Origin of the sequence: Pseudomonas marginalis (assembly GCF_900105325.1) — a bacterium.
GTDB classification, from domain to species: Bacteria; Pseudomonadota; Gammaproteobacteria; order Pseudomonadales; family Pseudomonadaceae; genus Aquipseudomonas; species Aquipseudomonas marginalis.
This window is the reverse complement of sequence record NZ_FNSU01000003.1, coordinates 897,511-923,744: the sequence shown is the minus strand read 5'-3', so window position 1 is coordinate 923,744 and position 26,234 is coordinate 897,511. Positions and strand designations below refer to the sequence as shown.

Annotated in this window: 19 protein-coding genes; 15 read left to right on the top strand and 4 right to left on the bottom strand. The window is 58.8% G+C overall.

Annotated features, from left to right (window positions below; all coding sequences use genetic code 11):
* Positions 1–139: 139 nt before the first annotated feature.
* Positions 140–3,070, bottom strand: coding sequence for a DEAD/DEAH box helicase (locus BLW22_RS13350; protein ID WP_074846749.1), 2,931 nt, complete (start codon positions 3,068–3,070; stop codon positions 140–142).
* A 995-nt stretch (positions 3,071–4,065) separates the two neighbouring features.
* On the opposite strand from BLW22_RS13350, the gene BLW22_RS13340 reads away from it, so the two are divergent.
* From BLW22_RS13340 to BLW22_RS13275, 14 genes are all read left to right on the top strand, one after another.
* Positions 4,066–5,511, top strand: coding sequence for a DUF1254 domain-containing protein (locus BLW22_RS13340; protein WP_074846745.1), 1,446 nt, complete (start codon positions 4,066–4,068; stop codon positions 5,509–5,511).
* 12 nt (positions 5,512–5,523) lie between these two features.
* Complete coding sequence (locus BLW22_RS13335) at positions 5,524–6,924, top strand: DUF1254 domain-containing protein (protein ID WP_065946763.1); 1,401 nt, start codon at positions 5,524–5,526, stop codon at positions 6,922–6,924.
* Positions 6,925–6,975: 51 nt separating this feature from the next.
* The gene (locus tag BLW22_RS13330; protein WP_065946764.1) at positions 6,976–7,881 is read left to right on the top strand and encodes a transporter; all 906 of its coding nucleotides are present in this window, start codon (positions 6,976–6,978) and stop codon (positions 7,879–7,881) included.
* A gap of 92 nt (positions 7,882–7,973) precedes the next feature.
* Positions 7,974–8,726: a DUF2092 domain-containing protein gene (locus BLW22_RS13325; RefSeq protein ID WP_065946765.1), complete on the top strand. Its 753-nt coding sequence runs from the start codon at positions 7,974–7,976 to the stop codon at positions 8,724–8,726.
* Positions 8,723–9,313, top strand: a complete 591-nt coding sequence (locus BLW22_RS13320) for a hypothetical protein (RefSeq protein ID WP_074846743.1) — start codon at positions 8,723–8,725, stop codon at positions 9,311–9,313. Before BLW22_RS13325 ends, BLW22_RS13320 begins: the two co-directional genes overlap by 4 nt.
* A 24-nt stretch (positions 9,314–9,337) precedes the next feature.
* Positions 9,338–10,312 carry an AAA family ATPase gene (locus BLW22_RS13315; protein ID WP_074846741.1) on the top strand — a complete coding sequence of 325 codons (975 nt, stop codon included), beginning with the start codon at positions 9,338–9,340 and terminating at the stop codon, positions 10,310–10,312.
* Positions 10,309–11,244: a DUF58 domain-containing protein gene (locus tag BLW22_RS13310; RefSeq protein ID WP_074846739.1), complete on the top strand. Its 936-nt coding sequence runs from the start codon at positions 10,309–10,311 to the stop codon at positions 11,242–11,244. Before BLW22_RS13315 ends, BLW22_RS13310 begins: the two co-directional genes overlap by 4 nt.
* Positions 11,241–11,708 carry a DUF4381 domain-containing protein gene (locus tag BLW22_RS13305; protein ID WP_074846736.1) on the top strand — a complete coding sequence of 156 codons (468 nt, stop codon included), beginning with the start codon at positions 11,241–11,243 and terminating at the stop codon, positions 11,706–11,708. Before BLW22_RS13310 ends, BLW22_RS13305 begins: the two co-directional genes overlap by 4 nt.
* Positions 11,695–12,702 (top strand): vWA domain-containing protein, encoded by a 1,008-nt coding sequence (locus tag BLW22_RS13300; RefSeq protein WP_074846734.1) that lies wholly within the window; start codon positions 11,695–11,697, stop codon positions 12,700–12,702. The genes BLW22_RS13305 and BLW22_RS13300 overlap by 14 nt, the downstream gene beginning before the upstream one ends.
* Positions 12,683–14,182, top strand: coding sequence for a vWA domain-containing protein (locus tag BLW22_RS13295; protein WP_074846732.1), 1,500 nt, complete (start codon positions 12,683–12,685; stop codon positions 14,180–14,182). Before BLW22_RS13300 ends, BLW22_RS13295 begins: the two co-directional genes overlap by 20 nt.
* Complete coding sequence (locus BLW22_RS13290; protein WP_074846729.1) at positions 14,179–15,228, top strand: BatD family protein; 1,050 nt, start codon at positions 14,179–14,181, stop codon at positions 15,226–15,228. Before BLW22_RS13295 ends, BLW22_RS13290 begins: the two co-directional genes overlap by 4 nt.
* Positions 15,225–16,226, top strand: a complete 1,002-nt coding sequence (locus tag BLW22_RS13285; RefSeq protein WP_074846727.1) for an HAD family hydrolase — start codon at positions 15,225–15,227, stop codon at positions 16,224–16,226. Before BLW22_RS13290 ends, BLW22_RS13285 begins: the two co-directional genes overlap by 4 nt.
* A 76-nt stretch (positions 16,227–16,302) precedes the next feature.
* The gene (locus BLW22_RS13280; protein WP_065946774.1) at positions 16,303–17,889 is read left to right on the top strand and encodes an arylsulfatase; all 1,587 of its coding nucleotides are present in this window, start codon (positions 16,303–16,305) and stop codon (positions 17,887–17,889) included.
* Between the two features lie 72 nt (positions 17,890–17,961).
* Positions 17,962–20,454 (top strand): fused MFS/spermidine synthase, encoded by a 2,493-nt coding sequence (locus BLW22_RS13275; RefSeq protein ID WP_065946775.1) that lies wholly within the window; start codon positions 17,962–17,964, stop codon positions 20,452–20,454.
* 68 nt (positions 20,455–20,522) lie between these two features.
* Here the strand turns inward: BLW22_RS13275 and BLW22_RS13270 are convergent, their stop codons facing one another.
* On the bottom strand, positions 20,523–21,194 hold the full coding sequence (locus BLW22_RS13270) for a DUF3313 domain-containing protein (RefSeq protein ID WP_074846725.1): 672 nt from the start codon (positions 21,192–21,194) through the stop codon (positions 20,523–20,525).
* A gap of 195 nt (positions 21,195–21,389) precedes the next feature.
* On the opposite strand from BLW22_RS13270, the gene BLW22_RS13265 reads away from it, so the two are divergent.
* A complete protein-coding gene (locus BLW22_RS13265; protein ID WP_074846723.1) occupies positions 21,390–23,642 on the top strand; it encodes a tetratricopeptide repeat protein in 2,253 nt (750 codons plus the stop codon).
* Between the two features lie 726 nt (positions 23,643–24,368).
* Here BLW22_RS13265 and BLW22_RS13260 read toward each other — a convergent pair.
* Together BLW22_RS13260 and BLW22_RS13255 are read right to left on the bottom strand one after the other, a co-directional pair.
* Positions 24,369–24,746: a termination factor Rho gene (locus BLW22_RS13260; protein ID WP_074846721.1), complete on the bottom strand. Its 378-nt coding sequence runs from the start codon at positions 24,744–24,746 to the stop codon at positions 24,369–24,371.
* Between the two features lie 304 nt (positions 24,747–25,050).
* Positions 25,051–26,190, bottom strand: coding sequence for a glutathione-independent formaldehyde dehydrogenase (locus tag BLW22_RS13255; RefSeq protein ID WP_065946778.1), 1,140 nt, complete (start codon positions 26,188–26,190; stop codon positions 25,051–25,053).
* Positions 26,191–26,234: the final 44 nt, after the last annotated feature.

The window sequence follows — 26,234 nt, the reverse complement described above, 5'->3', positions numbered from 1 at the left end:
AAATATAAGGGAAGAAAGCTTCGACACATTGCTCTGGCCAGAGCCTAGGCCCGTATGCCTATAGCATATAAGGCGAACGGCAAATTTAACGCTTCTCCCGCCTAGATACGACAATCGGGATTATGAGTTCGCCCTCGCGTTATACACTGGTTATAACCCTGACATCTGAACCAGACACATTTTTAATGTAGGAATAACTTGTACCGAGGACAGCGAGCTGATCAGCGGAGATCTTCGCTGCTGAAATGGCAGGCTGTACGATCACAAATCTGAAAATCATCTCGTGGTCGTGGCACTTGTTGCGAAGCAGCTCCAAATCTATTGGGTCACCCTTGAGGATTCTGTCGAACCCTTTCGGCAACGATTGCTGGTACCGCCCCATCAATCGATTGAAGAATTTTTCCTCGGTGTGCAGCCATTTCACCGATCGTGATGCCTGACCGCAGACCTCGTAAACATCGGAGACACGAGCACCAGGCCGATCTTTTTGGGGGCAATACTTGCAGTGGTAAAGGTCGACAAAGATTGCGTCCTTGCTCTCTTTGATTGCCACAAGATCCGCAATCTCACCAGCGCCATCATCGTTGAAAATGAATGCATAGTCGTCCTCAATACGGCTGTAGGTGAACCCTTGGACGGTGTCCATGTTACGGGTAGCCCTCATCGACTCGCTGTGGATCTGGGTGGTTCCCCAGTCCCAAGCCTCAATCAGCGCTATGGGAAGCTTCAAGTCCAAGCTATTGGGTGTGTAGAACCGGTAATTGCCCTCGATCATCGAACCGTCCACGGCTAGCAGGACCAAAGGATTCATATCCAGGTACTGCTCGAACGAGCTCTCTTCGGCGAAAATGATCTTGACCCCAGGGCAGGAGACTTTGTAGCTGTCGTTCAGTAACCGTATCGTGATGTCAGGCAACAGACGCTCCGTGCCATCTACTGCAATGGCGATGAGGGGCACTTCTAGTGTCAGGTCATCGCTTCGCCGAGGTTTGCCAAGCTCGACATCAAGCAGGTTGAAAATCTCACCGTTGAACGCTAGCGAAATTTTCTGCTCGTTTTCGATCGCAATGGACTCCGGCCAATCAGCATAGAAAAGTCCCGTTGGCCAAGCCCCTTCGATCTTCTCCGAGCGAATCACATCCTTGAGCACTTCAGAAGGGTTGATCGAGGCATCGTTGAGTTTTTGCGAGGCACGTTTGCACCACTCAATCCAGTAAATGATGCTGGAAGAGTTCATCTCCCAGATCTTCCCTTTGTGAGAGCAGCCAACGGTGGTGCGATGTCCATCTTCATAGCCCGTTGCGAAGATGTTGGACTTTTTCGCCGTGCCGTTCTCGATTTCACTGATGACGGTATTGATGTCCCGCCCGACGTGCATCGTGAATCTCAGATCCTTGCGTGTCCTGGACAGCCCTACGTTCTGCAGCTTCATGAGCTTGATGTCGTGCAGGGTTCGGAAGGTAGGCTCGCCGTTGATTCGCCTGGCATCCTTTGCAATCAAATTCAAAAAACGCGTCGCTTGCGACTCATCACCAGAGGAGTGAATGAAGAGCGTCTTGTCGGGCGCGTGGTAGTACGCCAGGTACAGAATCCAGTTCGTGTCCACAATCGCCGAGGTTTGAGCCCATCCGACGGGTGTTTCTCGTCGCGTCACCATGATGATGGTGTCTGAATCGTCGTTGATAGAAAGGAACTGCAGCGGTTCTTTCTTCTGGGAGAAGTGATTCGCTTTCTCTGGCCGCCACTGGTCGCGCTCCACATGGTAGGCGATCGCACTGATCTTGGGGTTTGGGTTCAACCCGAAGATCTCCTCGGAGTCGGCATCATCCGGGAACTGTTCAGTGAACGTCTCTTTTTCGATTTCGCGGGCGATCTTGTCTTGGCTCACATCTCGAATCACGGCGCTCCAGTCGGCACTTTCCTTGTAAAGCACTGCCATCTGGTAGTCGACTTTCTGGTTGGCTATGTTTGAGACGAATTTGGCGTCGCCTAGCGTGTCATCAACCCGGGTTAGCCGACCGATGAACTGTAGTGTGACGGCCGGACTGCGATGCTGGTCGTGAATAGCCGCGATTTTCAACTCTGGCAGGTCGAAGCCTTCGCCCAGCATGTCCACGCATACGATGATCTTGTATTTCTTCTCGACAATTTCACCCAGCAGCTTGACCCGATTCGGCACCTTGCTGTGGATGAGAATGGGTGAGAGGTCCTCATGCTTTTTGTAGAGCTCAAACAGGGCTTCAGCACGTTTTTGCGATCGTGCGCGTACCATCAGTAGGTGGTTAAAGCCTTGCTCTCGATCGCCTCGCAACAACTCTACCGCCTTATCAGCAACCACTTGGTCAGCCAACTCGAGGTTGTATTCGCGCACTGGGTGAAATTCGATCGACTTGAAGTAGCCATCGATCTGCGCATCCTTCAACGGGTAGTTGTAGATAATCTTGCCTTCAAGGGGCTGATTGTCCTCCCTGAAAGGCGTAGCAGTGAACTGCAGGCATGGCTTCTCTTTAAACGCGGTTTTCACCCGCCCCCATGTCATGGCTGCCACATGATGGGTTTCATCGATGATCAGGTGGCTGCAGAGCTCAGCCAAGGCTTGGAGGGATTCTGTGTCGAATCGCTGCAATGCTTGCGGGGTAGCGACAATTACATTCGCCTCGGCAAGCTGTTGGACATCTTCAGCCGACATTCCTGAGCCGATCGCCCTAACCACAGGGTTAAGTGCTATGGCAGAAACAGCACCGATCTCCCGAAGTTTTTTCAGCCCGAGGCATTTTTCGACAAGCTGGGAACGCAAGGCATCTGATGGGACGAGCACCAATGTCCTTGCCAACCGCCCTGCGATAAGCAGACCAAGCATGGTATCGGTCTTGCCGGTACCCGTTGGCATCACGATCGTTGCCGTCGTGGCCGGAGACATCACCAGGTGGCCCAGTGAAGCGTATAGGGCGGCAAGCTGAGGCTTACGCAAGCCCGGCGTATTGGTATCCCGGACTGCCAGGTTGAAGTTGAAGAGGTGTTGCTGCCAGCTTTGATATACGTCTAAGTACTTCCCTGTAGCATCGACCATTGCGTTCACCAAATTGAATGTGAAAATCAGCGCTGATTATTCAATGGCCACATGCTATCAGTGAACATCATTTCAGGTGTACCACGAAAAGCAGTGCTCAAACGCGCCGCTCCCTCTGCCTTCACCAACCGATGATCGATGCCAAACAGTCCAATCTGAGATGAAGGTACACTGAAAGCCATCCGAATCCATCTTGGTCTATGTAAGAAATCGCCATTCGCCATCACTCGCAAAACTGATGCAATTGGGGGCAAAACTGGGGGCATATTTGATGTTTTTCTGCCTGAAAATATCGTTCTAGAGCCTAGTCAAAATGTTTTTTGGCGACCCTGAGAGTCTTTAGGCGTCGTCGGGCAGGCTGTTCGGCTGATCATTTCTGCCTTTCCAAAACCATGAAGTTCCATTCACTTCCAGTGGATCGCTACACTGGGGGCACATCTGAGGGCATGCTTTGGATGGTTTGAAAAGGATGCCCCCAGCCTGAGGTCCAACAGTTCCCTTCTCGACTCATCATTTGCACGACAAAATAAAATCCATGCTGGCGTGACCTCACTTCAATTCAGGGCCGCCAAGCACTGTCGCACTTGAACTTATTTCCACCCCTTAAAATCCCTTCGATTACCCCCGCACAAACCGACTAATTCTTTCGAGCTCCTAGCGCGTTGGGATTTTACTGCTAGCTTCAAACGACATGTCCTACAAGAAATAGCGAATAAGGACAGCCTGTCAACCTGCAAAAGCGCGCTATCAGGTCCATCACCAGGGAGTTGGGGGAGTTGTCATGTTCAGGTCATTCTGTATTCCTACATTCGCGCTAGTGTCATCCGTAGTGCCGATGTTTGTGGCCTACGCCGATAACGCCGAGAAGGCCAACAAGAGCAACAACCCTCTTAACCTCGCGCCGGGCGCGAATTTGCAGGGTTACTACACCCCCAAACTTTTCGACAGCAACGCCCACACCAATCACCTGCTGCTGCGAGGCACAAGGATGTTTTATGCACGCTCTGATTCGTAGTACCGGTTTCTGCCTATTCACTCTGGCCGCCGGCATACAGGCTCAGACTCTGGATACGCGCATCGGCCCGATCAGCATGGACGGTGAGCTGCCCGCCCATAGCGACATCGCCAAACTGTATGGCGAGCTGGATTTCCAGCAGGCCACCCAGAGTTTTCTCTGGGCCTTGCCGCTGGTGTCCTACGCCCAATGGCAGGATGAATTCAGCACCAAGCTTGGCGCGCGCAGCGGTGACCTGATGGTGCTGACCACCTACGAAGACAAGCTCGGTGTTATCACTGCCAACGCCACCACGCCTTACATTCTCGGCTTTGTTGACCTCAACGAGACCGGCCCGCTAGTGATCGAGCTACCGCCGGGCCCAACAGCCGGCGGCATTGGCGACTTCTGGCAACGGGCGATCATCGATATGGGCCAGACCGGCCCCGACCAGGGCAAAGGCGGCAAGTACCTGGTACTGCCTCCAGGCCAGCAGCCACCCGCCGATGCCGGCAAGTATTACGTAGCCAAGTCAGAAACCATGAATGTGTTGGTGGGCTTTCGCGTACTGGATCCGGACCCGGCCAAGGGCAAGGCATTGGTTGAGCAATTCAAGATGTACCCCTACGCCCAACGCGCTAACCCGGCCAAAACCCGCTTGCTCTCCCCTGGCGGCAAACCCTGGTACGGCACCCAGCCACAGGGCATGGCCTATTGGGAGCGTCTGCACGGAATTATCCAGAAGGAGCCGGTCAACGAACGTGACCGCTTCTATATGGCGATGCTCTCCAGCCTGGGTATCGAAAAGGACAAACCGTTCAACCCCAATGATCAACAGCGCCAGGCGCTGGAGCAAGGTGCGCAGATGGGCGAGTTGATCGCCAAGGCCAACGCATTCGCCAAGCGTTTCCCCCAGGCCCAGTACTGGAAAGACCGGCAATGGGACACAGTGCTAAACATTACTGAGCCTTCCCAGCGAGTGGCTTACTACGATCAGCTCTGGGAACGCAGCGCCTGGTTCTATGAGGCGGTGACCAACACCAAGGGCATGGTCTCCAAGACCCCGGGCCTGGGCCAGACTTATCTGGGCGCCTATACCGACAACAAGGGCCAATGGCTCGACGGCGGCCAGTCCTACACGCTGCACGTGCCAGCCAACCCACCGGCCAAACAGTTCTGGTCATTGACCGTGTATGACATTGCTAGCCGGTGCCTGATCGACAACCCGCAGCGTAAAGCGGACCTGTCGTCACGCCAGGACCTGAAGAAAAATGCCGACGGATCGGTAGATCTCTACTTTGGCCCTCACGCGCCAAAAGACTTCGAGAGCAACTGGGTGCAAACCCTGCCCGGCAAACACTGGTTCAGCTATTTCCGACTGTATGCCCCCACCGAGGCCTACTTCGATAAAAGCTGGAAACTCGATGACATCAGCCTGATTCAGTAAGGACGCAACAACATGATTCGAACACCGACGCGACTGCTGTTGGCGAGCCTCTCGATTCTCATGAGTACCTGCACCTGGGCCGACTTCACCGCAACCCCGAGTGAAGCCCGGGCCATCGCCAAGGAAGCCTACCTCTATGGCTTCCCGGTGGTAGAGATGTACAAGACCCTCTACACCCAGGCCGTCGACAAGACCGGACCGAACTTCAAGGCGCCGTTCAACCATATCGGCAATACCGCGCAGGTGTTCACGCCGAAAGACACTGCATTCGTCACGCCGAACTCCGACACGCCCTACTCCTTCGTCTGGCTGGACCTGCGCGCCGAGCCGGTGGTGCTGACTCTGCCGAAGATTGAGGATAACCGCTACTACTCGGTGCAGTTGATCGACCTCTACACGCAGAACTTCGGCTACCTGGGTACCCGCAGCACTGGCAACAACGGTGGCCACTACCTGATCGCCGGTCCCAACTGGACAGGTCAGCAGCCCAGCGAGATAGACCGTGTGGTGCACAGCGAAAGCAACATCGCCTACGCGCTGTACCGCACGCAATTGTTCGATGACAAGGACCTGGGCAAGGTCAAGCTGGTCCAAAGCGGCTACAAAGTCCAGACCCTCAGCCACTATGTGAACCAACCAAAACCCACTAAGCCGCCGAGGATTGCCTGGCCCAGGCCAACACCCAATATGAGCGACAGCATCCACTTGTTCCGCTACCTGAACTTCATGCTGGGTTACGCAGCCCCTCAGGACAGTGAGAAAGACGTGCTGGCGCGTTTTGCCAAGATCGGCGTCAAGGCGGGCAAACCGTTTGACCTCAAGGCCCTGACGGTTGAGCAACGCAAAGCCCTGGAAGATGGGATTGCCGACGGCAAGGCCGAGTTTGCCGCGTTCAAGAAAGACAAGGTCGACACCCATCAGGTGCCGAGCGGTGAATTGTTCGGCAGCCGCGATCACCTGCAGAACAATTACCTATACCGCTACGCTGGCGCCAACATGGGCATTTTCGGCAACTCCACCGATGAAGCTGCCTACCTCGGTTATTTCGTCGACAGTGAAGGCAAACCGGTCAACGGTGCACGTCACAGTTACACCCTGCACTTCGCCAAGGATCAGTTGCCACCCGCCGACGCGTTCTGGTCACTGACCATGTACGACGCCAAGACCAAGCTGCTGGTGCCCAACCTGAAGAAACGCTACCTGCTCAATTCGCGGATGTTACCCAACTTCAAGCTCGACGCGGATGGCGGCCTCACGCTGCTGGTCGCGCACCACGAGCCACCGAAAGCCGAACAAAGCAATTGGCTGCCAGCACCACCCGGTCCGTTCTACGCCATATTGCGCATTTACCTGCCTAAGCCTGAAGTAGGTAGCGGGCAATGGAAGCTACCACCGCTCACACCGATCAAATAGCGCCTGATCACATAGCACACCTGACATCAGGTATTTACAAGGAGTAGAGCCATGGTTTCACGTCGTCAACTGAGTGCGATTACCGCTGCCACGCTGGCACTGATGCCTGGGATAGGGTCTGCCGACAATGCCAGGGATTGGCAAAACACCCCGACGGATCTGAACATGGTCTTCGGCTACTACAACCGGCTGGATACCAACACACCGATCGACACCTCGCTGCCGATCACCGGCCTGTCGTTGAATGCCGATCTCTATCTGTTTCGTTACGCCCGTTCATTTGGCATTGACGGGCGAAACAGCGCGATCCAGTTCATCCAACCCTACGCCGATATTTCGGCGTCGTTCGACAACGCGCAATTCTTCAGCGGCACCAAGCACAACGGCGGTATGGGTGATACCCAGGTCGTGTTTGCCCACAACTTCTTCGGCGGTCCCGCCTTGACCGCCGCGGAATTTGCCAACTGGACGCCCGAGACATTCCTCACCGGCGCCGTCTGGCTGACGATGCCTACCGGCGATTACGACAAGGACCGCATCATCAACATCGGCTCCAATCGCTGGGTGTTCAAGCCAGAAATCGGCTTTGGTACTCCCATTGGCCCAACCTGGCTGGAAATCAACACCTACGTGTCGTTGTTCGGCGACAACAAGGATTACCACGGCGACAGCAAGCTGGAACAAAAGCCCCTGTATGCCATTGAAGGCCACTACAGCTACACCATCAACCGCGCACTCTGGGTCTCGCTGGACGCTACCTACAATCGTGGCGGCGAAAGCAGGATCGACGGCGACTGGCAGGACAACAAGCAGGAAAACGGCCTGCTGGGCACCAGCCTTGGCTTTATGCTGACGCCGCAGTTCGGGGGGCTGCTTGCCTACTCCGACACTGTTTCCGAGCGCACCGGCTCACCCGACGTGAACACCTGGACCTTCCGCCTGCAGTACGTCTGGTGAACACGCGCGTTTGTGCGTCCCTGTGCGCCGGCTTGCTCGGCAGCGTTGGCGTGAGCCTTAACAATATCCTCATGCTTTGAACGAGGTGCGCCATGCGCAGTTTTCATTGCACACGCGTTTTGTTGATCGGACTGATATTCGGTGCCCATACTGCGGCCTGGGCCGACGAACTTGAACCCAAGGCCGTGACAGCCCTGGAGCAGATGGGCGGCTACCTGCGCAGCCTGCAGCAGTTTCGCATCGACGCCCACAGCCATACCGACCAGGTGCTGGATAACGGTCAGACCATCGAATTCAGCCACCAGACCCGTCTCGCGGCGATGCAGCCGGACAAACTGCAAGTCTCGGTGGAAAGCGACGGTTCGCGCCGCAGTCTGTTCTACAACGGCAAGAGTTTCACGCTGTACGACAGCCGCAGCGGCTATTTCGCCAACCAGGCGGCCCCAGCAAACATCGGCGCGCTGCTTGATCAGTTGAGCGAACGCTACGGCATCGAGTTGCCCCTGTCGGACCTATTCCGCTGGAATCCCGGCACCGCCAAGGAGGTGGGCATCAGCAACGCCGTGCTGATCGGCAGCGAAACCATCGACGGCCAGGCCTGCACTCATTACGCCTACCGCCAGCCGGACATCGACTGGCAGTTGTGGATTCGCCAAGGCTCGCAGCCGCTGCCGTGCCGACTGGTGATCAGCCGCCGCGACACCGCCGAACATCCGCGGCACACCGTCAATTACCAGTGGCAGCTCAACAGGCCGGCCAAGCCTGCCGACTTTGAATTCACCCCACCGGCCGGCGCCCGTGCGGTCCCCCTGCAACAGTTGGAGCCTCAGGGAGAACAGCCATGAAAAGCACAGCGGCGGTGCTGACCGCGAGTTTGCTGCTGACGCTGTTCGACCCGTTGGCCGCCCAAGCGTGGCAACTGCGGGGCGGTGGCGGCGCGAGGACGTTTGTGGTGCCCCATGGCGGCGGCGGTTACCGGCCGCCGATGCCTGCACCGCACCCGATGCCCGCGCCCCGGCCGATGCCCCCACACCCGGAGCCGCATCCGCAGCCCCATCCTCAGCCAGGTCCGCACCCCGAGCCAAGTCCACATCCGTATCCAGGACCGGGACCACATCCAGAACCTGGCCCACATCCCTATCCGGGACCCGGGCCACAACCGGGGCCGCATCCTTACCCGATGCCGCCACCACCGCCACCACCTCCGCCACCCCACGGGGATGACTGGTACCACCCGTGGGCCACCGCCGCCGTGATCGGCGCGACCACGGCGACCATCCTCGCCATCGGCACCCGCGTTGCCACGGTTCCGGTGGATTGCGTCTCGGTGATCGCCAATGGCGTGGCTTACCAGCACTGCGGGTCCACGTGGTACCAGCCGCAATACGTCGGCAGCTCCGTGCAGTACATCGTGGTCGCCGCGCCCTGGTGACCCACCGTTTCAAGGATGATTGTGATGACAGCGCTCGAAGATTTAACCGCCCTGCAAGCCAGCATCGCTGAAAGCGTACTCGGCCAGGACCAAGTGATCCGGCAGATCCTGATCGGCCTGCTGGCCAACGGTCACTTGCTGCTGGAAAGCCTGCCAGGGCTGGCCAAGACCCGCACCGTCAAGGCCCTGGCCCGGCACCTGGATGCGAAGATGAGCCGTATCCAGTTCACCCCCGACCTGTTGCCCTCAGACATCACCGGCGCCGAGGTGCTGCACCAAGTGGACGGCCAGAACCAGATCCGCTTCCAGCCGGGCCCCTTGTTCGGCAACCTGATTCTTGCCGATGAAATCAACCGTGCCCCGGCCAAAGTCCAGGCCGCCCTGCTCGAAGCCATGGAGGAACGCCAGATCACTGTGGCCGGCGCCAGCCATCCGCTGCCCGAGCTGTTTATCGTGGTCGCCACCCAAAACCCCATCGAACAGGAAGGCACCTACCCACTGCCCGAAGCACAGATGGATCGGTTCCTGATGAAGGTCCTGCTGGATTACCCCAGCGCCGAAAACGAAAGCCAGGTGCTGCGCCTGCTGCGCGAAGAAGAACAACACGTCGCCACGGCGACGACCCAGGGCTTCACCCTCTCGCCCGAGGTGATCTTCGCTGCCCGCAAGGAGGTCAGCGCGATCCAGGTGTCCCCCGCCATCGACCGCTACCTGATCGACCTGATCAACGCCACTCGCCATCCCGCCGATTACGACGCCGATCTGGCGCGCTGGATCAGCCTCGGCGCCAGCCCCCGTGGCGGCATCGGCCTGGACCGCGCCGCCCGCGCCGATGCCTGGCTGCAAGGCCAGGCCTTCGTCACCCCGGACAACGTGCGCACAGTGGCGCATCCGGTGCTGCGCCATCGCCTGCAATTGAGCTACGACGCGGTGGCAGATGGCGTAACCGTCGATCAGGTGCTGGACCGCGTGCTGGACAAAGTGGCGATTCCGGCATGAACGCCGACGGCCTGGTCTACGTGTCCCTCGGCCAGTTGATGGCCTTGCAGTTCCAGACCCGTGGCCTGAGTTTTGTCGCGCGCCAGCCCCAAGGCAGCATCCTTGCCGGCAACCATGCCTCGAGGTTGCGTGGGCGCGGCTTGAACTTCGACGAACTGCGTCGCTACCAGCCCGGCGATGATCTACGTCATCTGGACTGGCGCGCCTCGCTGCGCACCGGAAAACCGGTGGTCCGAACCTTTACGGAGGAGCGCGACCGACCGGCGCTTATCGTGGTCGACCAGCGCATGTCGATGTTTTTTGGCTCGGTGCGCAGCTTCAAATCAACCGTCGCAGCTGAGTTGGGTGCGTTGGCGGCGTGGATGGTGTTCAACGCCGGTGACCGGGTCGGCGGCCTGGTATTCAACGATGAGCGCATCGACAGTGTGGCACCGTTGCGCAGCCGCAAACGGGTCGAAACGCTGTGCAGCCGGATCGTCGAGCAGAACACCGCGCTGAGTGCCAGTAACTCGGACCATGAGGCCGACGGCAAACTCAACAAGGTGCTGCAACAATGCCTGACTCTGGCCGGGCATGATCACCTGATCTGCATCGTCAGTGACTTCGCCGGCGCCGATGACCGCACCCTGCAATTGATGCGGCAACTGTCGGCCCACAACGATGTGATCGCCCTGCAAGTCTACGACCCATTGGCGCTGAACGTGCCCGACACCGGGCACCTGATGGTCACCCAAGGCCAATTGCAGGTCGAGTTGGCCGTACAGAAACGCCAGGTACGCCAGCCCTTGGGCGACTTTCTCGGTGGTCGGCTCAAGGACGTCGCCAGCCTGCTGCGCCGCAGCCAGGTGCCGCTGTTGATGATCAGCACCGCGCTGCTTGCCATTGACCAACTGCGCGATGAATTGGGCCGACGCAATGGAGCCCGGCGATGAACCCCAATGTGCCAAGTATCGAACAACTCAAGGAGATGGGTTTGCCTGCGCCAGTCAGTTACTGGCCGCATACCTGGGGCTGGTGGATGCTGCTAGGGTTGCTCGCGATTGCCCTGCTGGTGCTGGGCATCCGCGCCTGGCTGCGCTGGCGGCGCAATGCCTATCGCCGTGAAGCACTGGCGCGTCTTAAAGTGATTGAAGACCTGCGGGAATTGCCGGAACTGCTCAAACGCGTGGCCCTGTCGATGCCGCTTGCGCCTGAAGAGCATCAACGTGTCCCGACCTTGAGTGGTACCGACTGGCAGGCGTTCCTGCAGCGCCATGGTGGTGCGCCTGTGCAGGAGGATTTCAGCCGTCAACTGGCGAGCCTGGCGTATGGCTCCGCTGATGTGTCCAGTGCACAGCGTGAAGAGCTGTTGGCCCAGTGCAAAGCCTGGGTGGAGCATCACCATGTGGCAGCTTGATTACCCCTGGCTGTTGCTCCTGCTGCCGCTGCCGTGGCTCGCCTTCCGTTACCTGCCGGAATACCGCGAAGCCCGCAGCGCCGTGCGCGTCCCCTTTTTTGCTAGCCTCAGTCGGGCCGTGGGCCAGACGCCGTCAGCCAGCGGCATTCGCAGCAATCGCCTGCAATTGCTGCTCAACCTGCTGGTCTGGACCTTGCTGGTGCTGGCCACGGCCCGTCCGGTATGGATCGAAAAACCCATCGAACGCCGACAGCCGGTACGTGACTTGATGCTGGCCATCGACATCTCGCAGTCCATGGAAACCCAAGACTTTACCGACGCCAACGGTCAGAAAATCGACCGGCTGGCGGCGGTCAAGCAAGTGGTGCACGGCTTCATCCAGCGCCGCATCGATGACCGCATCGGCCTGATCCTGTTTGGCAGCGGCGCCTACCCCCAGGCACCGCTGACCCTGGACCACGCCAGCCTGTCGCTGCTGCTGGATGACAGCGGCATCGGCATGGCCGGGCCCAACACCGCGATTGGCGATGCAATCGGCCTGAGCCTGAAGCTGCTGGACCAGGCCCATGAGCAAGAGAAAGTGCTGATCCTGCTCACCGACGGCAATGACACCAGTAGCGCGATCCCGCCCGACCACGCGGCGTCGATGGCGGCGGCCAAGGGTGTGGAAATTCATACGATCGGCATTGGCGATCCGGGCGCTTCAGGTGAGTCCAAGGTCAACCTGAGCGCCCTGCAACAGATTGCCGAAGCCACCGGCGGGCGGTATTTCCGTGCCGAAAACCGCGACACCCTGGACCAGGTCTACGCCACCCTGGACAAGATCACCCCTCACCAGGTGAAAACCCTGAGTCACCAGCCCAAACGTGACCTGTTCTGGATGCCACTGGCGGCGGCCATCGGGCTACTCTCGCTGTATCACCTGATCGCCGCGTTGTGGCCACACCTGGGACTGCGCCATCGGGAGGTCCGCGATGGCGTTCAACCTCAGTGACTTCCACTTCCTGCGCCCGGCCTGGCTGCTGCTGGCGTTGCTTGGCCTGTTGCTGCCGCTGCTGTGGCGCCGCAGCAAGGACCTGCAACGACGCCTGCGGGGCAATATCGCACCGCACCTGTTACCGCATTTACTGCTGACACCCACAGACCCTCATCGTCTGCGCCCAGTCCATCTGGTCAGCTCACTGCTGATTCTCGGCGCACTGGCCAGTGCCGGGCCTACTTGGGAACAGGACCGTCCCGACTTCCTGGAAAATCGCGCGCCGCTGATCATCGCCCTCGACCTTTCAACGTCCATGGACACCGCCGACGTGCCGCCCACCCGGCTACAAGCCGCAAAGCACAAGTTGCAAGACCTGGTGCAGCGCCGTCAGGGTGCACGAACCGCGTTGATCGTATACGCCGGCAGCGCGCATCTGGTATTGCCGCCGACTGACGACCCGGCGCTGCTGGATAGCTTTATCCAGGCGCTCGCTACGGACCTGATCAGCAAGCCCGGGCGGGATGTCGCCGGAGTGATCGATCAGGCCAAGCGTTTGCTGGCGGCCGAAAAGGCCCCGGGTAGCCTGTTGCTGATCACCGACGGCGCTGACTTGGCGCAATTGCCGCAGCTCAAACAACACCTGGCGGACAGCCCATTGCAGGTACTGGTACTGGCGGTTGGCGTGACCTTCGATGCCGGCGCCTTGAAGCAACTGGCCTCCGCCACCGATGCGCCGTTGGGCAGCCTTACCCTCAACGATGACGACTTGGACTGGGTCGAACTGCACGCCCAACAGCATTTCCAGAACGCCGATGAACAACAGCGCAACCTGCAATGGAAAGACGCTGGTTACTGGCTGTGTTGGCCGCTATTGCTGTTGGCGTTTTTCAGTGTGCGCCGGGGCTGGAGCCTGAACTGGATGGCAGTGCTAGTGCTGGGGGTGTTCCTGCAGCCTGCGCCCGCCGAAGCCAATGCCTTGACCGACGCGTTCTTCACCCGCGACCAACAAGGCCGCTGGGCCTTTGAACACCATCACTATCCCGACGCTGCAGCGCTGTTTGTCGACCCGTACTGGAAAGGTATCGCCGCCTACAACGCTGCTGACTACGACCTGGCCATGGCGACTTTTGCCCAACTCGACACCGCGCAAGCTGCGTTTTACCGGGGCAATATCCACGTACGCCGCTTCAAGTTCGACGACGCCATCGCAGCCTATCAACAGGCGCTGCAACAACAGCCGCAGTTCCCCGAAGCGAGTGCCAACTTGGCCCTGGCGTTGGCGCTGAAAAAGGACACCGAAAACGCCTCGGACAATGCCCCGGAGGTCAAGCCCGATGCGGTCAAGTTCGACAAGGCCGCCGGCAAGGGCAAGAGCAAGGCGGTCCAAACTGAACAGGCAAGCAACGATGCCTTGTGGTTGCAGAACCTGACGACTTCGCCGGCGAACTTCTTGCGGCGCAAATTCAGCCTGCAAGATCAGGGAGACCAGCCATGAACAGGCTTTGCTGGCTGTTGCTCGTTATCGCAGGCCCGTTGTGGGCTGCCGAACCGCAACTTAGGGTGCAAGCGCAACTGGTGCCCGGCAATAACGTGGTGGTGGGCGAGCAAGTGCAATTGCAGGTCGATGTGTTGACCGACAGCTGGTTCACCGCCGCCGCCAGCCTACCGCCGCTGCAACTGGCCGGCGCAAGGGTGCAGGCACCGGACAGTGAGTCGGAGCACGTGAACCAGGTGATTGAGGGCAAGACCTTCAATGGCATGCGTTACCGCTACCGCATCACGCCCGCCGTGGCCCAGGCCTTTAACATTCCGGCCCTGACTGTACAGTCCCAGCCCGGTCAGGCAAGCGCACTTTTGAGTGCGCAAACTGCACCGCTGTCATTCCAGGCCACTCAGCCGCCGGGGTTCGAACCCGGAGAAACTGTGTTGGTGGCCGATGGTTTGCGCCTGACCCAGGCGGTCTCCACAACACCGCTCAAGATCGGCGACACCTTCACCCGTACGCTCACCCTGCAAGCTGACAATACACCCGGTCTTTCCTTGCCACCGCCTGACCAGGCACAGGTAATAGGCCTGCGTTGTTACCCACAGTCACCGGTTATCAGCAATCTGGATGACGGACGCGGCAACATCAGCGGAGGCCAACGCATCGACCGGCATGTGTATCGCGTCGAGCAAGCCGGTCATTTCCAACTGCCCGCCATCAGCGTGAAATGGTGGGACAGCCGCAACCATCGCCTGCAAATAACGCGAGTGCCAGAGATCAACATCGAGGCACGAGCAGCTAACGCCTACACCCCGACGTTTTCCATCGCCGAAGACCTCAAGCAACTCGGCCAGCACAGCCGCTGGCAGTTGTCGCGGCACGGGCTGGCCTGGAGCGCAGGCTTCGTATTATTGGTGCTGGCGGCATACCTCGTACATGGCATTTGGCCACGCATTCTGCCGCTGTGGCGACGTGGCTGCGAGGCATTGCGTTGGCTGTTTCGTCGACTACGCTTGCTACCACTGAACCCCCGTCGCGAAAAGGATTTCCCATGACGTCCCTCCGTTCTGTCTTGCCACTTCTCCTGCTGTTCAGCCTGCCTGCCTTGGCGGCCGATCCGCTGCCCTCGTGGAACGAAGGCCCAAGCAAAAAGCACATCATTGAATTCGTCCAAGCGGTGACTACCGAAGGCTCCAAGGACTACGTAAAACCCGCTGAGCGCATCGCTGTATTCGATAACGACGGCACGCTATGGACCGAACAGCCAGCCTACTTTGAGGTGCTGTTTGCCTTCGACGAAATCAAGCGCCTGGCCCCCCAGCATCCCGAGTGGAAAACCACCCAGCCGTTCAAGGCCGTGATCGAAAACGATCATCAGGCTCTGGCCCAAAGCGGCATGGAAGGCCTGCTGAAAATCATCGGCGCAACCCACACCGGCATCACCACCGACGCGTTTATCGACAACGCCAAAACCTGGCTCACCCAGGCCCGTCACCCGAAAACCGGCAAGCCCTACACCGAGATGATCTACCAGCCGATGCTGGAGACGCTCGACTACCTGCGCAGCCAGCAATTCAAGACCTACATCGTCTCCGGAGGCGACACCGCCTTCATGCGCGCCTTCGCCGAGGTGGTCTACGGCGTGCCGCCGGAGCAGGTGATCGGCTCCAACTTTGTCACCGCGTTCCAGCTCAAGGACGGTGCTCCGCAGGTGCTACGCACCGCCAAGCTCGCCCATAACGACGATGGGCCGGGCAAACCGGAAAGCATCGACTCGATCATTGGTCGCCGGCCGATCCTGGCCTTCGGCAACTCCGACGGCGACCTGCAAATGCTCCAGTGGACGGCCGCAGGCACGGGCAAACGCTTCATGGGCCTGGTGCACCACACCGACGCCAAGCGCGAGTGGGCCTATGACCGCAATTCTCAGGTCGGGCGCCTGGACAAGGCGCTGGATGAAGCAAAGACAAAAGGCTGGAACGTGGTGGACATGGCAACCGAGTGGAACCGTATCTACCCTTTCGAGCCTGCTGTGCAAAAGCAGGTGCAATAAGAAAAGACGTCGCGATGGACTGTAATAAACGTTGGTCGCAGGCAATGCGACTCAAGCCGAGAAAGGAGCAAGTCAGATGACTCGCATACGCAAGTGGCTGCCGAAACTCGCCCTGGTGGCGGTATCGGTGATGGGGGTCTCGGCATCAGCCTGGGCCGCCGATAAGCCGAATATCCTGGTGATATTCGGCGATGACATTGGGCAAACCAACATCAGCGCCTATTCCATGGGCGTGGTGGGTTACAAGACGCCCAACATCGACCGTATTGCCAAAGAAGGCATGATGTTTACCGATTATTACGCGGAAAACAGCTGCACAGCCGGGCGCTCGTCCTTCATTACAGGCCAGACGCCGTTGCGCACTGGTTTGTCGAAGGTGGGCGCGCCAGGTGCCTCCGTTGGCTTGCAAAAACGTGATATCACCATTGCTCAGGCACTCAAATCACTTGGGTATGCGACTGGCCAGTTCGGCAAGAACCACCTCGGTGACAAAGACGAATACCTGCCGACCAATCATGGTTTTGACGAGTTTTTCGGCAACCTCTATCACCTCAATGCTGAAGAAGAGCCCGAGCGTCCGTATTGGCCTAAGGACGACGCTGAGTTCGTCAAGGCCAACTCACCACGCGGCGTGATCCACAGCTTTGCCGACGGCAAGATCGAAGACACCGGCGCCCTGACCACCAAACGCATGGAGACCATCGACGACGAAACCACCGCCGCCGCTCAGGCATTCATCAAAAAACAGGCCGAAGCCAACAAACCGTTCTTTGTGTGGATGAACACCACGCGGATGCACTTGTTCACGCACGTGCGCGAGTCGATGAAGGGCCAGAGCGGTATGCCTGGCAATGAGTATGCCGATGGCATGCTTGAGCACGACGGCGACGTCGGCAAATTGCTACAAACCCTCGACGACTTGAAAATTGCCGATAACACCATTGTGGTTTACACCACCGATAACGGGCCGAACCAGTTCTCCTGGCCGGACGCGGCAACTACGCCGTTCCGGAATGAGAAAAACTCCAACTGGGAAGGCGCCTATCGCGTGCCAGCGATGATCCGCTGGCCGGGTAAAATCAAGCCTGCCGAGGTTTCCAACGAAATGTTTTCAGGTATGGACTGGTTCCCGACCTTGTTGGCGGCTGCGGGCGACACGGGGGTCAAAGACAAGTTGCTCAAAGGATGGGCACCGGTTGCGGGTGGCAACAACTTCAAGGTGCATCTGGATGGTTTCAACCAGCTCCCTTACCTGACCGGCCAGCAACCGAAAGGAGCGCGCGACGAGTTCTATTACTTCAACGACGACGGGGTGCTGGTGTCCGCGCGCTTCGGTAATTGGAAAGCCGTGTACTGCGAACAACGCGCGCCCGGAGGTTTCAAGGTATGGAGCGAGCCATTCGTGTGTCTACGGGTACCGAAAATTCTGAACTTGCGCATGGACCCGTATGAACGCGCAGACATAGTCTCCGATCAGTATTACGACTGGACCACCAAAAACGTCTATCTCGTAGCAGTGGCGGTGACCAAGTCGGCGAAGTTCCTCGAGACCTTTATCGAGTACCCGCCGAGCCAGAAACCGGCCAGCTTCAGCATCGATCAAATCCGCGCAGGCGTGGATGCGAAGATTGCCGAGAAGATGAAGGCTAACCCGGCGCAATAAAGTCGGGATCTGTTGGGAGGGAGTCAGCTCCCCCCAACACTTTTATCTGTATTTACTACAAGGCTCTACGCAATGTCGTCACGCACCGTCAGCAAACCTGCTGCACTGGCTCACACCTCCACCACCCTGATCCCCACTTTGCTGCTCTTCATCTCCGGCATGGCCGCGCTGGTGTACCAGGTGCTGTGGATCAAGCAACTGTCGCTGGTCGTGGGTGTGGAGGTGTACGCCATCACCACCGGCATCAGCGCATTTTTTGCCGGGCTGGCGTTGGGTGGCTTGCTGTTCGGACGCTGGGCGGATCGCCTGTCACGACCGTTGCTGCTGTACGCAATCCTCGAAATTCTTGTCGCCGTGCTCGGCGTGGGCGCCACTGTCGCCCTGAGCATGGCTGCCAGCCCGTTTGCCTGGCTGGAACAACAGATCGGCCTGCTGGCCTGGGTACTGCCGTTCGTACTGGTAGGCATACCGGCACTGCTGATGGGCGGCACCTTACCGGTGCTGGTGCGCTCGCTGGACATCGACCCAAAGGCTCTGGGCCAAGCCGGTGGCCGCTTGTATGCCGCCAACACCGCAGGTGCGATTGCCGGTACTTTGCTCACCGCCTTTGTGCTGATCGCCACGTTTGGCGTACGCGGCAGTGCCCTGGTGGCTGCGATGCTCAACCTACTGGCCGCCGTAGGTGCGCTGTTGTATGTGCGGCATCACACACCTGCGCCGCTGCCCCACACCCACACCGCCAAACCGGCGCGCCTGGCGCTGGTGCTGTATGCCATCGCCGGTGGCGTGGCCCTGGGGTACGAGGTGGTGTGGTCGCAATCCATCGTGCAATTCATGAGCACCCGAACCTATGCATTCGCCGTCGTACTAGCCACCTATCTGGCCGGGCTGTTTATCGGCAGCCAGTGGATGGCGCGCCGGGTAGCACGCATTCGTGACCCATGGGGCGTGTTCGGCCTGCTGATAGCCGGTGCCGGGCTGGTGGCCTTGCTGGAAATCGCCCTGCTGGGCCGCTGGCTGGTACTACTGCAAACCCAGGCCGAAGCCCTGGTGTTGAGCTTGGGCGGCGCCGAACTGCCGGGCATGAGCGCGCGTTTTGCGGTGGCCGCTCTGTGCATCGTGTTTGTGCCAACCCTGTTGCTTGGCGCGGCCTTTCCCCTGGCCCTGCGATTGAGCGTGGGCGGCGAGCATGTGGGCAGGGACGTCGGCGCTGTGGTGGCGTTCAACACCCTGGGCGGGATTATCGGGGTGATACTGTGTGGTTTTGTGCTGATTCCCTGGCTCGGGCTGGTACGTACCCTGGGCCTGCTCGCGGTGATCGCCGGTGTCGTGGGCTATATGGCCGTGCGCCGTGGTCACGGGGTCAAGAAAGGCAGGCGTCAGGCAGTGGTTGCCCTCGGCTTGCTGTCACTGGCGGTGGCACTGCTGACCCCGGTGGATCGCCTGGCCAAGCTGCTGCCCGGGGCACGTAATGCGAGCCTAGCGTTTTACCAGGAAGGTCGTGGCGCCACTGTCGCCGTGGTCACCCAGGGCGAGGGCGCCCGCAGCTTTCAGCGCCTGTACATTCAGGGCGTATCCAACACTGGCGACGCGATGCCGTCCCTACGCTACATGCGGATCCAGGCGCTGTTGCCGCTGCTGATCCATAACGGCGAGCCCCGTTCGGCGCTGGTGATCGGCTTTGGCACCGGGATTACCGCCGGGGCTTTGCTGCGTTATCCCGGGCTGGAACACCGTGTGGTCGCCGAGTTGCTGCCGTCGGTGATCCAGGCGGCGCCGCTGTTCAAGGGCAACTTCAATGCCGCCACTGATCCGGGCGTCGACGTGCGCCTGCGGGACGGTCGCCAGGAGCTGCTGCGCAACCCGCAGGCGTACGACCTGATCACCCTAGAACCGCCACCACCGTCGGCGGCTGGGGTGGTCAATTTGTATTCCCGCGACTTCTACCAGCTGGCCGCCCGGCGCCTGGAGAAAAACGGCCTGGTGGCCCAATGGCTGCCGCTTCCGACACAAAACATCGAGGACTCGCGGTCGCTGGTACGCAGTTTCCTCGACGTGTTCCCGTACGCGACGCTGTGGACCAGCGAGTTCCACGAGATGCTGCTGGTGGGCTCCAAGGAGCCCATCGAACTGGATGCCACACGGATTCGCCAGCGTTTTGAGCAACCGACCGTCAGCAGTGCGTTAGGTGACGTGGGCATTGATTCGGCAGCAACCCTGCTGGCCACTTGGGTCACCGATCGCCAAGGCCTGGAGCGCTTTGCCGGGAATGCACTGCCGGTTACCGACGACCAGCCGCGCATCGAATACGCACCATGGGTACGCAGCAAGGAGATCGCCCGGGTGCTCCCGGCATTGCTGGATTTACGGGTGCCGGCGCCGTTACTAAATGCCGCCCCGGCGTTTTCCCGCACCCTGGCCAGCGAACAACAACGCCTGATGCAGTTCTATCGCGCCAGTTTGCATGCCTATGACGGCGACCGCACTGCCTGGGGCCGGGACATTCAGGCGGTGTTGCAACAAGACAATGCCAACCCTTACTACCGTTGGTTTATTGGCCAATAACCAAGCAACGTCGCAGCAACTGGGTGACGACGACTCCCTGCCACCCACCGCTACGACGTGTTTGAGGCTTAGCGCTTTTTAAGCTTCAGATATGACTGATGCAGGTCCGATGCCCAGCCGTCGATGACGCTTTTCACGTCGTCCGCTTTCATTACCTGGGAGTCATTTGCCAACGGCTTGCCGGTGCCTTTACGCACGACCTGGGCGATCACCTTGCCACTGTCGCCATCTAGGAATTGGGCTTCGGTGCCCAGGGTGGTTTCCTGGTCACGAATCCCGGTACCGGTGCTCACCGCAGCGGCCACCAGCGCGACAGGAATGTACTCATACGGCTTGAGGCTCTCGGTCTTGCTGCTGACCGCCGTGATAGCCGCCCGCACCACGATCACGCCCGGGCCAGGCCCGCTGGCCAGAGGCAGTGATTTTTCCAGCTCGCGCTTGAGCGCCTGGTTGTAGTAGGTGTTAATGCCATGCAAGGTGCTTTCAGGAATTTTGGTGGTGGCTTGCGGCTTGGGGTAGAACTGGGTGGGTTCTATATACACCGAGGTATAGCGGCTCAGGTTCAGTTTAGGGTCCACCCAACGCATCACTTCCGCACCCGATGGAGACTGGGCTTCCTTCAGGTGGCTGTAGTCGGAGAGAAACCCGGAGTATTCGTCCGGCTGCGTAACCTTGCTGGAACAACCCACAACCCCGATTGAGGCGATGCACGCCGTGCCGATCATTAGTCCTAGCTTCATCGTGGAACTCCCTAGCTGTCATCGAAGGAACGCTGAGCTGTAGGTATAGCCAACTCTGGAAAAATAACCCGCTGGGCGTTGCAAGTTATTGGGAATTTCACAGCATGGATTTGACAGGCAAGCGCCCACCGTCAAAGCTGCAAGGAGCTTAAGCGCGCCATCAGAGCGTCAATGCATCGGACATCGGAAGTCGTAATGCCCAAGCCTGAAAATAAAGCCGTACCTCGCCGTGATTCATCCAGCCGTTACCTGTACCCCGTCGTGATCGCTCTTTTGCTGTTGGCTATGGCCGGGATCTGGTTTTTCCTGCAGGCCAGTACGCCCAGGCTGCCGGTCTCGGCGCCTGCGCCCGTGGTCAAGCCGGTGGCGGTGGTGCCGCCTGCAAAAATGGTCGATGAGCAGCAGTGCCAAGGCTGCCACCAGGCCCAGGTCAAGGACTGGCAAGGCTCGCACCACCAACTGGCAATGCAGGCTGCCGCACCGGAGACTGTACCGGCTGACTTCAACGATGTGTCCTTCAGCAGCGAAGGCGAGACCACCCGATTCTCGCGCCGGGGCGACGAGTTCTGGGTCAACACACCTGGCGCCGATGGCAAGGCCGGAGACTTCAAGGTCGCCTATACCTTCGGCATCGCACCATTGCAGCAGTACCTGATTGAGGTCGGTGACGGGCGCTTGCAGGCCCTGGGCGTGGCCTGGGACACGCAAAAAAACCGCTGGTTTCACCTCTACCCCGGCCAGGGCGTGAACTTCAAGAACCCGCTGCACTGGAGCAAACCCAGCCAAAACGCCAACTTCATGTGCGTGGAGTGCCATACCACCGGTTACAAGCGCAATTTCGATGCGGCCAAGAACAGCTTCAACAGCCAATGGAACAGCCTGGGCGTCGGCTGCCAGGCGTGCCATGGCCCGGCGTCGAACCATGTGGCGTGGGCGGCGAAAAAAGGTGACCTGCTGCACGCAGGTTTCGCCGTGGACCTGAAAGACAAGGACGCCACGGCCGAGATCGAAACCTGCGCCCGCTGCCACGCCCGCCGTGCGCCGTTGGGTGACGGCTATACCGTCGGCAAACGCCTGATGGACGACTACCTGCCCAGCGTGCTGACCCGCGAGCTGTATGCACTGGATGGCAAGATCAAGGATGAAGTGTTCGAACACGGTTCGTTCGCGCAAAGCAAAATGGCCGACAAGGGCGTGCGCTGCAGCGACTGCCACAACCCCCACAGCGCCGAACTCAAGGCACCGGGCAATGGCGTGTGCCTGCAATGCCACAACACCGCGGGCAAAACTGCTGTGGCCACAGTGGACGGTCGCGGGCTGCAGGCCAAGAATTACGACTCCCCCGAACACACTCGCCACGCTGTCGGTGAGCCGGGTTCGTTCTGCGTCGATTGCCATATGCCCGGCAAGTTCTACATGGGCAACGACTTTCGCCATGACCACAGCTTCAGCATCCCCCGGCCCGGCGATAAGGTCAGTGAACAGTTCAAGCTTTGGAACAGCACTGTAGCCGAGCATGCACCGCGTTACGAAGAGAGCATGGCCTTGATCCGCGGTGGCCAGCCTGGCGCGGCGCAGGCGCTGTATGACCAGTTGGCACGCAACAACCTGCCGGCGATCCAGCGCGCGACATTGCTGGCTGAACTGTCCAACTACCCAAGTGAGCAAGCCCTGAAACTGGCCACCAGGGACCTCGCCAACCCGGCGTCGCAAGTGCGTGAGAGCGCGGTACGGGCGATCAGTGCGTTCCTGCCCCCGGCTGAACGGGTTGCGCTGTATGGGCCGCTGCTCCAGGACCCGGTGCTGGCGGTTCGAATCATCGCCGCGCGAGACCTGTTGAGTGTCTCTGCACAAGGCCTGGGGCCGGCCTGGGACAAGGCGATCGTGGAATACGAAAATGTGCAGTTGAGTTTGCTTGAGCGGGCCGAAGCCAATCTCAATCTGGCAATGCTGTATCAGGCCAGTGATCGGGGCGACAAGGTTGAAGCACAGTTGCGTGCGGCGTTGCTGCGCGACCCGGATTTCTTCCCGGCGCTGGTGACCCTGGCGCAATGGCTGGAGGCCAATGGACGTGCCCAGGAGGCGCGCACGCTGATATCGGACAACCTCAAGCAGCACCCAGAAGCGGCACTGTTGCAGCACACTCAAGGGCTGATGCTGATTCGGGCCGGGGACACGGCCAAAGCCATGCCGCATCTGCGTGAAGCGGTACGCCTGGAGCCGGCGAATCCTCAGTACAGCTATGTGCTGGCAGTCGCGCTGCATGACAGTGGGCGGGTGGATCAGGCCTGTGAGCAACTGGAAAAGCTGCTCACGCTGCAACCGTATAACCGCAATGCGCGGCTGTCGTTGATTCAGTATTACCTGGAGAACGGCAAAGAGCCCAAGGCGCAGGTGGTGATGCAGGCCTGGAAGAAACTTAACCCCGCAGATCCGGCATTGAAATGAACTTGGCACCTTATGCACGTGAATTCCGTACTCTTGGAACTGATTTTATTATCTCCAGAGTTCTGCGTTAGGGTCGGACGAATACTGGGCGATCTTTGTTCTGAATGCGTGTTTTGGCTGTCATCTTTGCCACGGCGTGCATAGCCGCTGGCGGCAGGACAGCTCCGGCACTGCTGTCCGACAGGGTAACCAAGCAACCCGGTAACGCCCTGCTGCAATTTACTCAGGGGCTCGCCTTAGTGCGGGGCAATCAGCCGGATACCGCTCACTTCACTGAAATGCATCGATGGCCATACTGGAGCGCAGTCAGAGGCTCCCATCTCGATTATCAGCACATCACCTGCGAATGGGGGCAAAAGTGGGGGCAAACTAAAACTCTAACGGCGCAAAAATACCGCCCTAGAGCCTAGTCAAAATGTTCTTCGGAAGCTCTGAAAACAGGTGACGTGGCGAGCTGCAGCTTTCGGACGATTCTGTTGAAAACAGTCGGATTTTCCGCCCTCCTGAACTCACTCAACCTATCCAGGTTTTTTTCGGACCTTCATTGACCTTTATTACTCAGTTAGGGGCTTAGCGTGAGGTTTTTTGTTTATTGCAGGCGCACCTATCCTACGACCGGTGGCCCCTGAGGGGTAAACTTGGCCAGCCAGCGCCGTTACACCGAAGCGGCCAGCGTGAATTCATTGGTCGCACCGCTCATGCCACGTGGTCACTTCGGTTGAGTCCTTAACTCACCTCATTCAGCGCCTTGATCAGTTCTATCTTACGCATAGTCGAACGCCCGGCTATTCGGTGTTTACGAGCTCGCTCCATAAGCTCATTTTTGCTCATATCCTCTAATCGCTGATCAGTTCGCGGGGCACCCTGTCGTGTTGCTGCAGCTCGCCGGGCTGATGATTCTCGGGCTTTAGCCTTTTTTGCTTCGGTGGTTTTCTGCCCAGACCCACCCTTCAGTTCGCCGCCACCTGACTGTTTATTAACTGTTCCCCAAGCACGACGTGCTGCTTCATCTTCGGGAACCCCTTTAGCCTCGTAGCTATCTTCGATATGTTTCGCTTTGCGTTTTTGGTTATCGGTGTACTTGTCTTTATCCCCGCGCGGCATGATCGCATCCTCTTAGTGGCTGAGCACATTGCCTACATTTGTGGAGCATCCAACCCAACATTTTATTGTCGTCAAAGGGTTTTGGCCCAGCGGTTCATAACGGCCTGGGCCATCAATTATCGCTTACTGTCGTCCGACTTTCCTTCCTGCATCTGTACAGAGGACTTGGTACCGCTGGAGTTGTCTTTGGTTGCATTATCGGCGCTGTCAAAGCATCCATGAAGCATGAATACGCTGCAAAAGCCCAAGCACATACTCAACTTTTTCATGATCGTTTACCTACTAGCGAATTTGGCTGTTCATTTTATGCTGCTGGCTTGAGTACGACCTTCGTCCAGCCATCGTCACGTGCGTCGAAGTGCTTATAGGCATTTGGGCCCTCGGCGAGCTTGAGGCGATGAGAAATAATCTGAGAAGGTTTTGCGCGACCATGATGGATGAGCTCGGCCAAGCGACGGTTGTAGACTTTGACGTTAGCCTGCCCAGTTCGAATCTGCTGCCCCTTGAACCAGAAAGCGCCGAAATCGAAGGCCATCTTGCCTTCTTTGGCGAGTTCATTTTTAGCGCCGGGATCCTGAGGTACGAACACACCAACGACTCCGATACCCCCCGTCGCTTTTGTCGAGGCAACAAGGTTATTCATAGTGAGGTGATTGGCTTCATGACCGTGGCGGTCGCAGCATTGATAACCAACACACTCACATCCTCGATCGGTGCCTTTGCCGTGAGTCAGATTTAAGATTTGGGCCACTGCCTCTTTCTCAAGCGAGTTGATGGGCGTAGCACCCATCTGAGCGGCGAGCTTTAAACGGTCGGGATGATTGTCGACCACGAACACCTGAGAGGCGCCCTTGATCATTGCTGAGTGGGCGGCCATTAAACCCACCGGGCCGGCGCCATAGATGGCAATGCTCTCCCCAGGAAGGAGGCCCGCCAGCTCGGTTGCATGCCAGCCCGTTGGGAAGATATCCGACAGCATGACGTAATCTTCTTCACGCTCTTGCGCGTCGTCGGGCAGCACCAGGCAATTGAAGTCGGCATACGGCACCCGTAGCAGCTCTGCCTGCCCGCCCTGATATGGCCCCATATCAGCAAATCCGTAGGCCGCGCCCGCACTACCTGGGTTAGCGGTCAGGCAGAATCCGGTCAGGCCTTTTTCACAGTTTTCGCAAAAACCGCAGCCGATGTTAAATGGCAGACATACGCGGTCTCCTACCTTGACTCGATCTACGCCGGCGCCTACTTCAACGACCTCGCCCAGATTCTCATGGCCAAAGACTCTGCCGGTTTCGAAAGAGGTTCGGCCTTCATACATATGCAGATCAGATCCGCAGATATTGGTGGCCGTCACCCGCACCAGAACGTCCGTAGGTTTTTCTATTTTGGCATCCGGCACATTTTGCACACTGACGTCACGGGGGCCGTTGTAAACGATGGCTTTCATTGCGTTCTCCCAGAGGCAAGACGAAAGGGATTTTTCGTCAGCAC

Coding starts and splice junctions, on each gene's coding strand:
- BLW22_RS13350 (WP_074846749.1), bottom strand. CDS start 3,070: ATGGTCGATGCTACAGGGAAGTACTTAGACGTATATCAAAGCTGGCAG.
- BLW22_RS13340 (WP_074846745.1), top strand. CDS start 4,066: ATGCACGCTCTGATTCGTAGTACCGGTTTCTGCCTATTCACTCTGGCC.
- BLW22_RS13335 (WP_065946763.1), top strand. CDS start 5,524: ATGATTCGAACACCGACGCGACTGCTGTTGGCGAGCCTCTCGATTCTC.
- BLW22_RS13330 (WP_065946764.1), top strand. CDS start 6,976: ATGGTTTCACGTCGTCAACTGAGTGCGATTACCGCTGCCACGCTGGCA.
- BLW22_RS13325 (WP_065946765.1), top strand. CDS start 7,974: ATGCGCAGTTTTCATTGCACACGCGTTTTGTTGATCGGACTGATATTC.
- BLW22_RS13320 (WP_074846743.1), top strand. CDS start 8,723: ATGAAAAGCACAGCGGCGGTGCTGACCGCGAGTTTGCTGCTGACGCTG.
- BLW22_RS13315 (WP_074846741.1), top strand. CDS start 9,338: ATGACAGCGCTCGAAGATTTAACCGCCCTGCAAGCCAGCATCGCTGAA.
- BLW22_RS13310 (WP_074846739.1), top strand. CDS start 10,309: ATGAACGCCGACGGCCTGGTCTACGTGTCCCTCGGCCAGTTGATGGCC.
- BLW22_RS13305 (WP_074846736.1), top strand. CDS start 11,241: ATGAACCCCAATGTGCCAAGTATCGAACAACTCAAGGAGATGGGTTTG.
- BLW22_RS13300 (WP_074846734.1), top strand. CDS start 11,695: ATGTGGCAGCTTGATTACCCCTGGCTGTTGCTCCTGCTGCCGCTGCCG.
- BLW22_RS13295 (WP_074846732.1), top strand. CDS start 12,683: ATGGCGTTCAACCTCAGTGACTTCCACTTCCTGCGCCCGGCCTGGCTG.
- BLW22_RS13290 (WP_074846729.1), top strand. CDS start 14,179: ATGAACAGGCTTTGCTGGCTGTTGCTCGTTATCGCAGGCCCGTTGTGG.
- BLW22_RS13285 (WP_074846727.1), top strand. CDS start 15,225: ATGACGTCCCTCCGTTCTGTCTTGCCACTTCTCCTGCTGTTCAGCCTG.
- BLW22_RS13280 (WP_065946774.1), top strand. CDS start 16,303: ATGACTCGCATACGCAAGTGGCTGCCGAAACTCGCCCTGGTGGCGGTA.
- BLW22_RS13275 (WP_065946775.1), top strand. CDS start 17,962: ATGTCGTCACGCACCGTCAGCAAACCTGCTGCACTGGCTCACACCTCC.
- BLW22_RS13270 (WP_074846725.1), bottom strand. CDS start 21,194: ATGAAGCTAGGACTAATGATCGGCACGGCGTGCATCGCCTCAATCGGG.
- BLW22_RS13265 (WP_074846723.1), top strand. CDS start 21,390: ATGCCCAAGCCTGAAAATAAAGCCGTACCTCGCCGTGATTCATCCAGC.
- BLW22_RS13260 (WP_074846721.1), bottom strand. CDS start 24,746: ATGCCGCGCGGGGATAAAGACAAGTACACCGATAACCAAAAACGCAAA.
- BLW22_RS13255 (WP_065946778.1), bottom strand. CDS start 26,190: ATGAAAGCCATCGTTTACAACGGCCCCCGTGACGTCAGTGTGCAAAAT.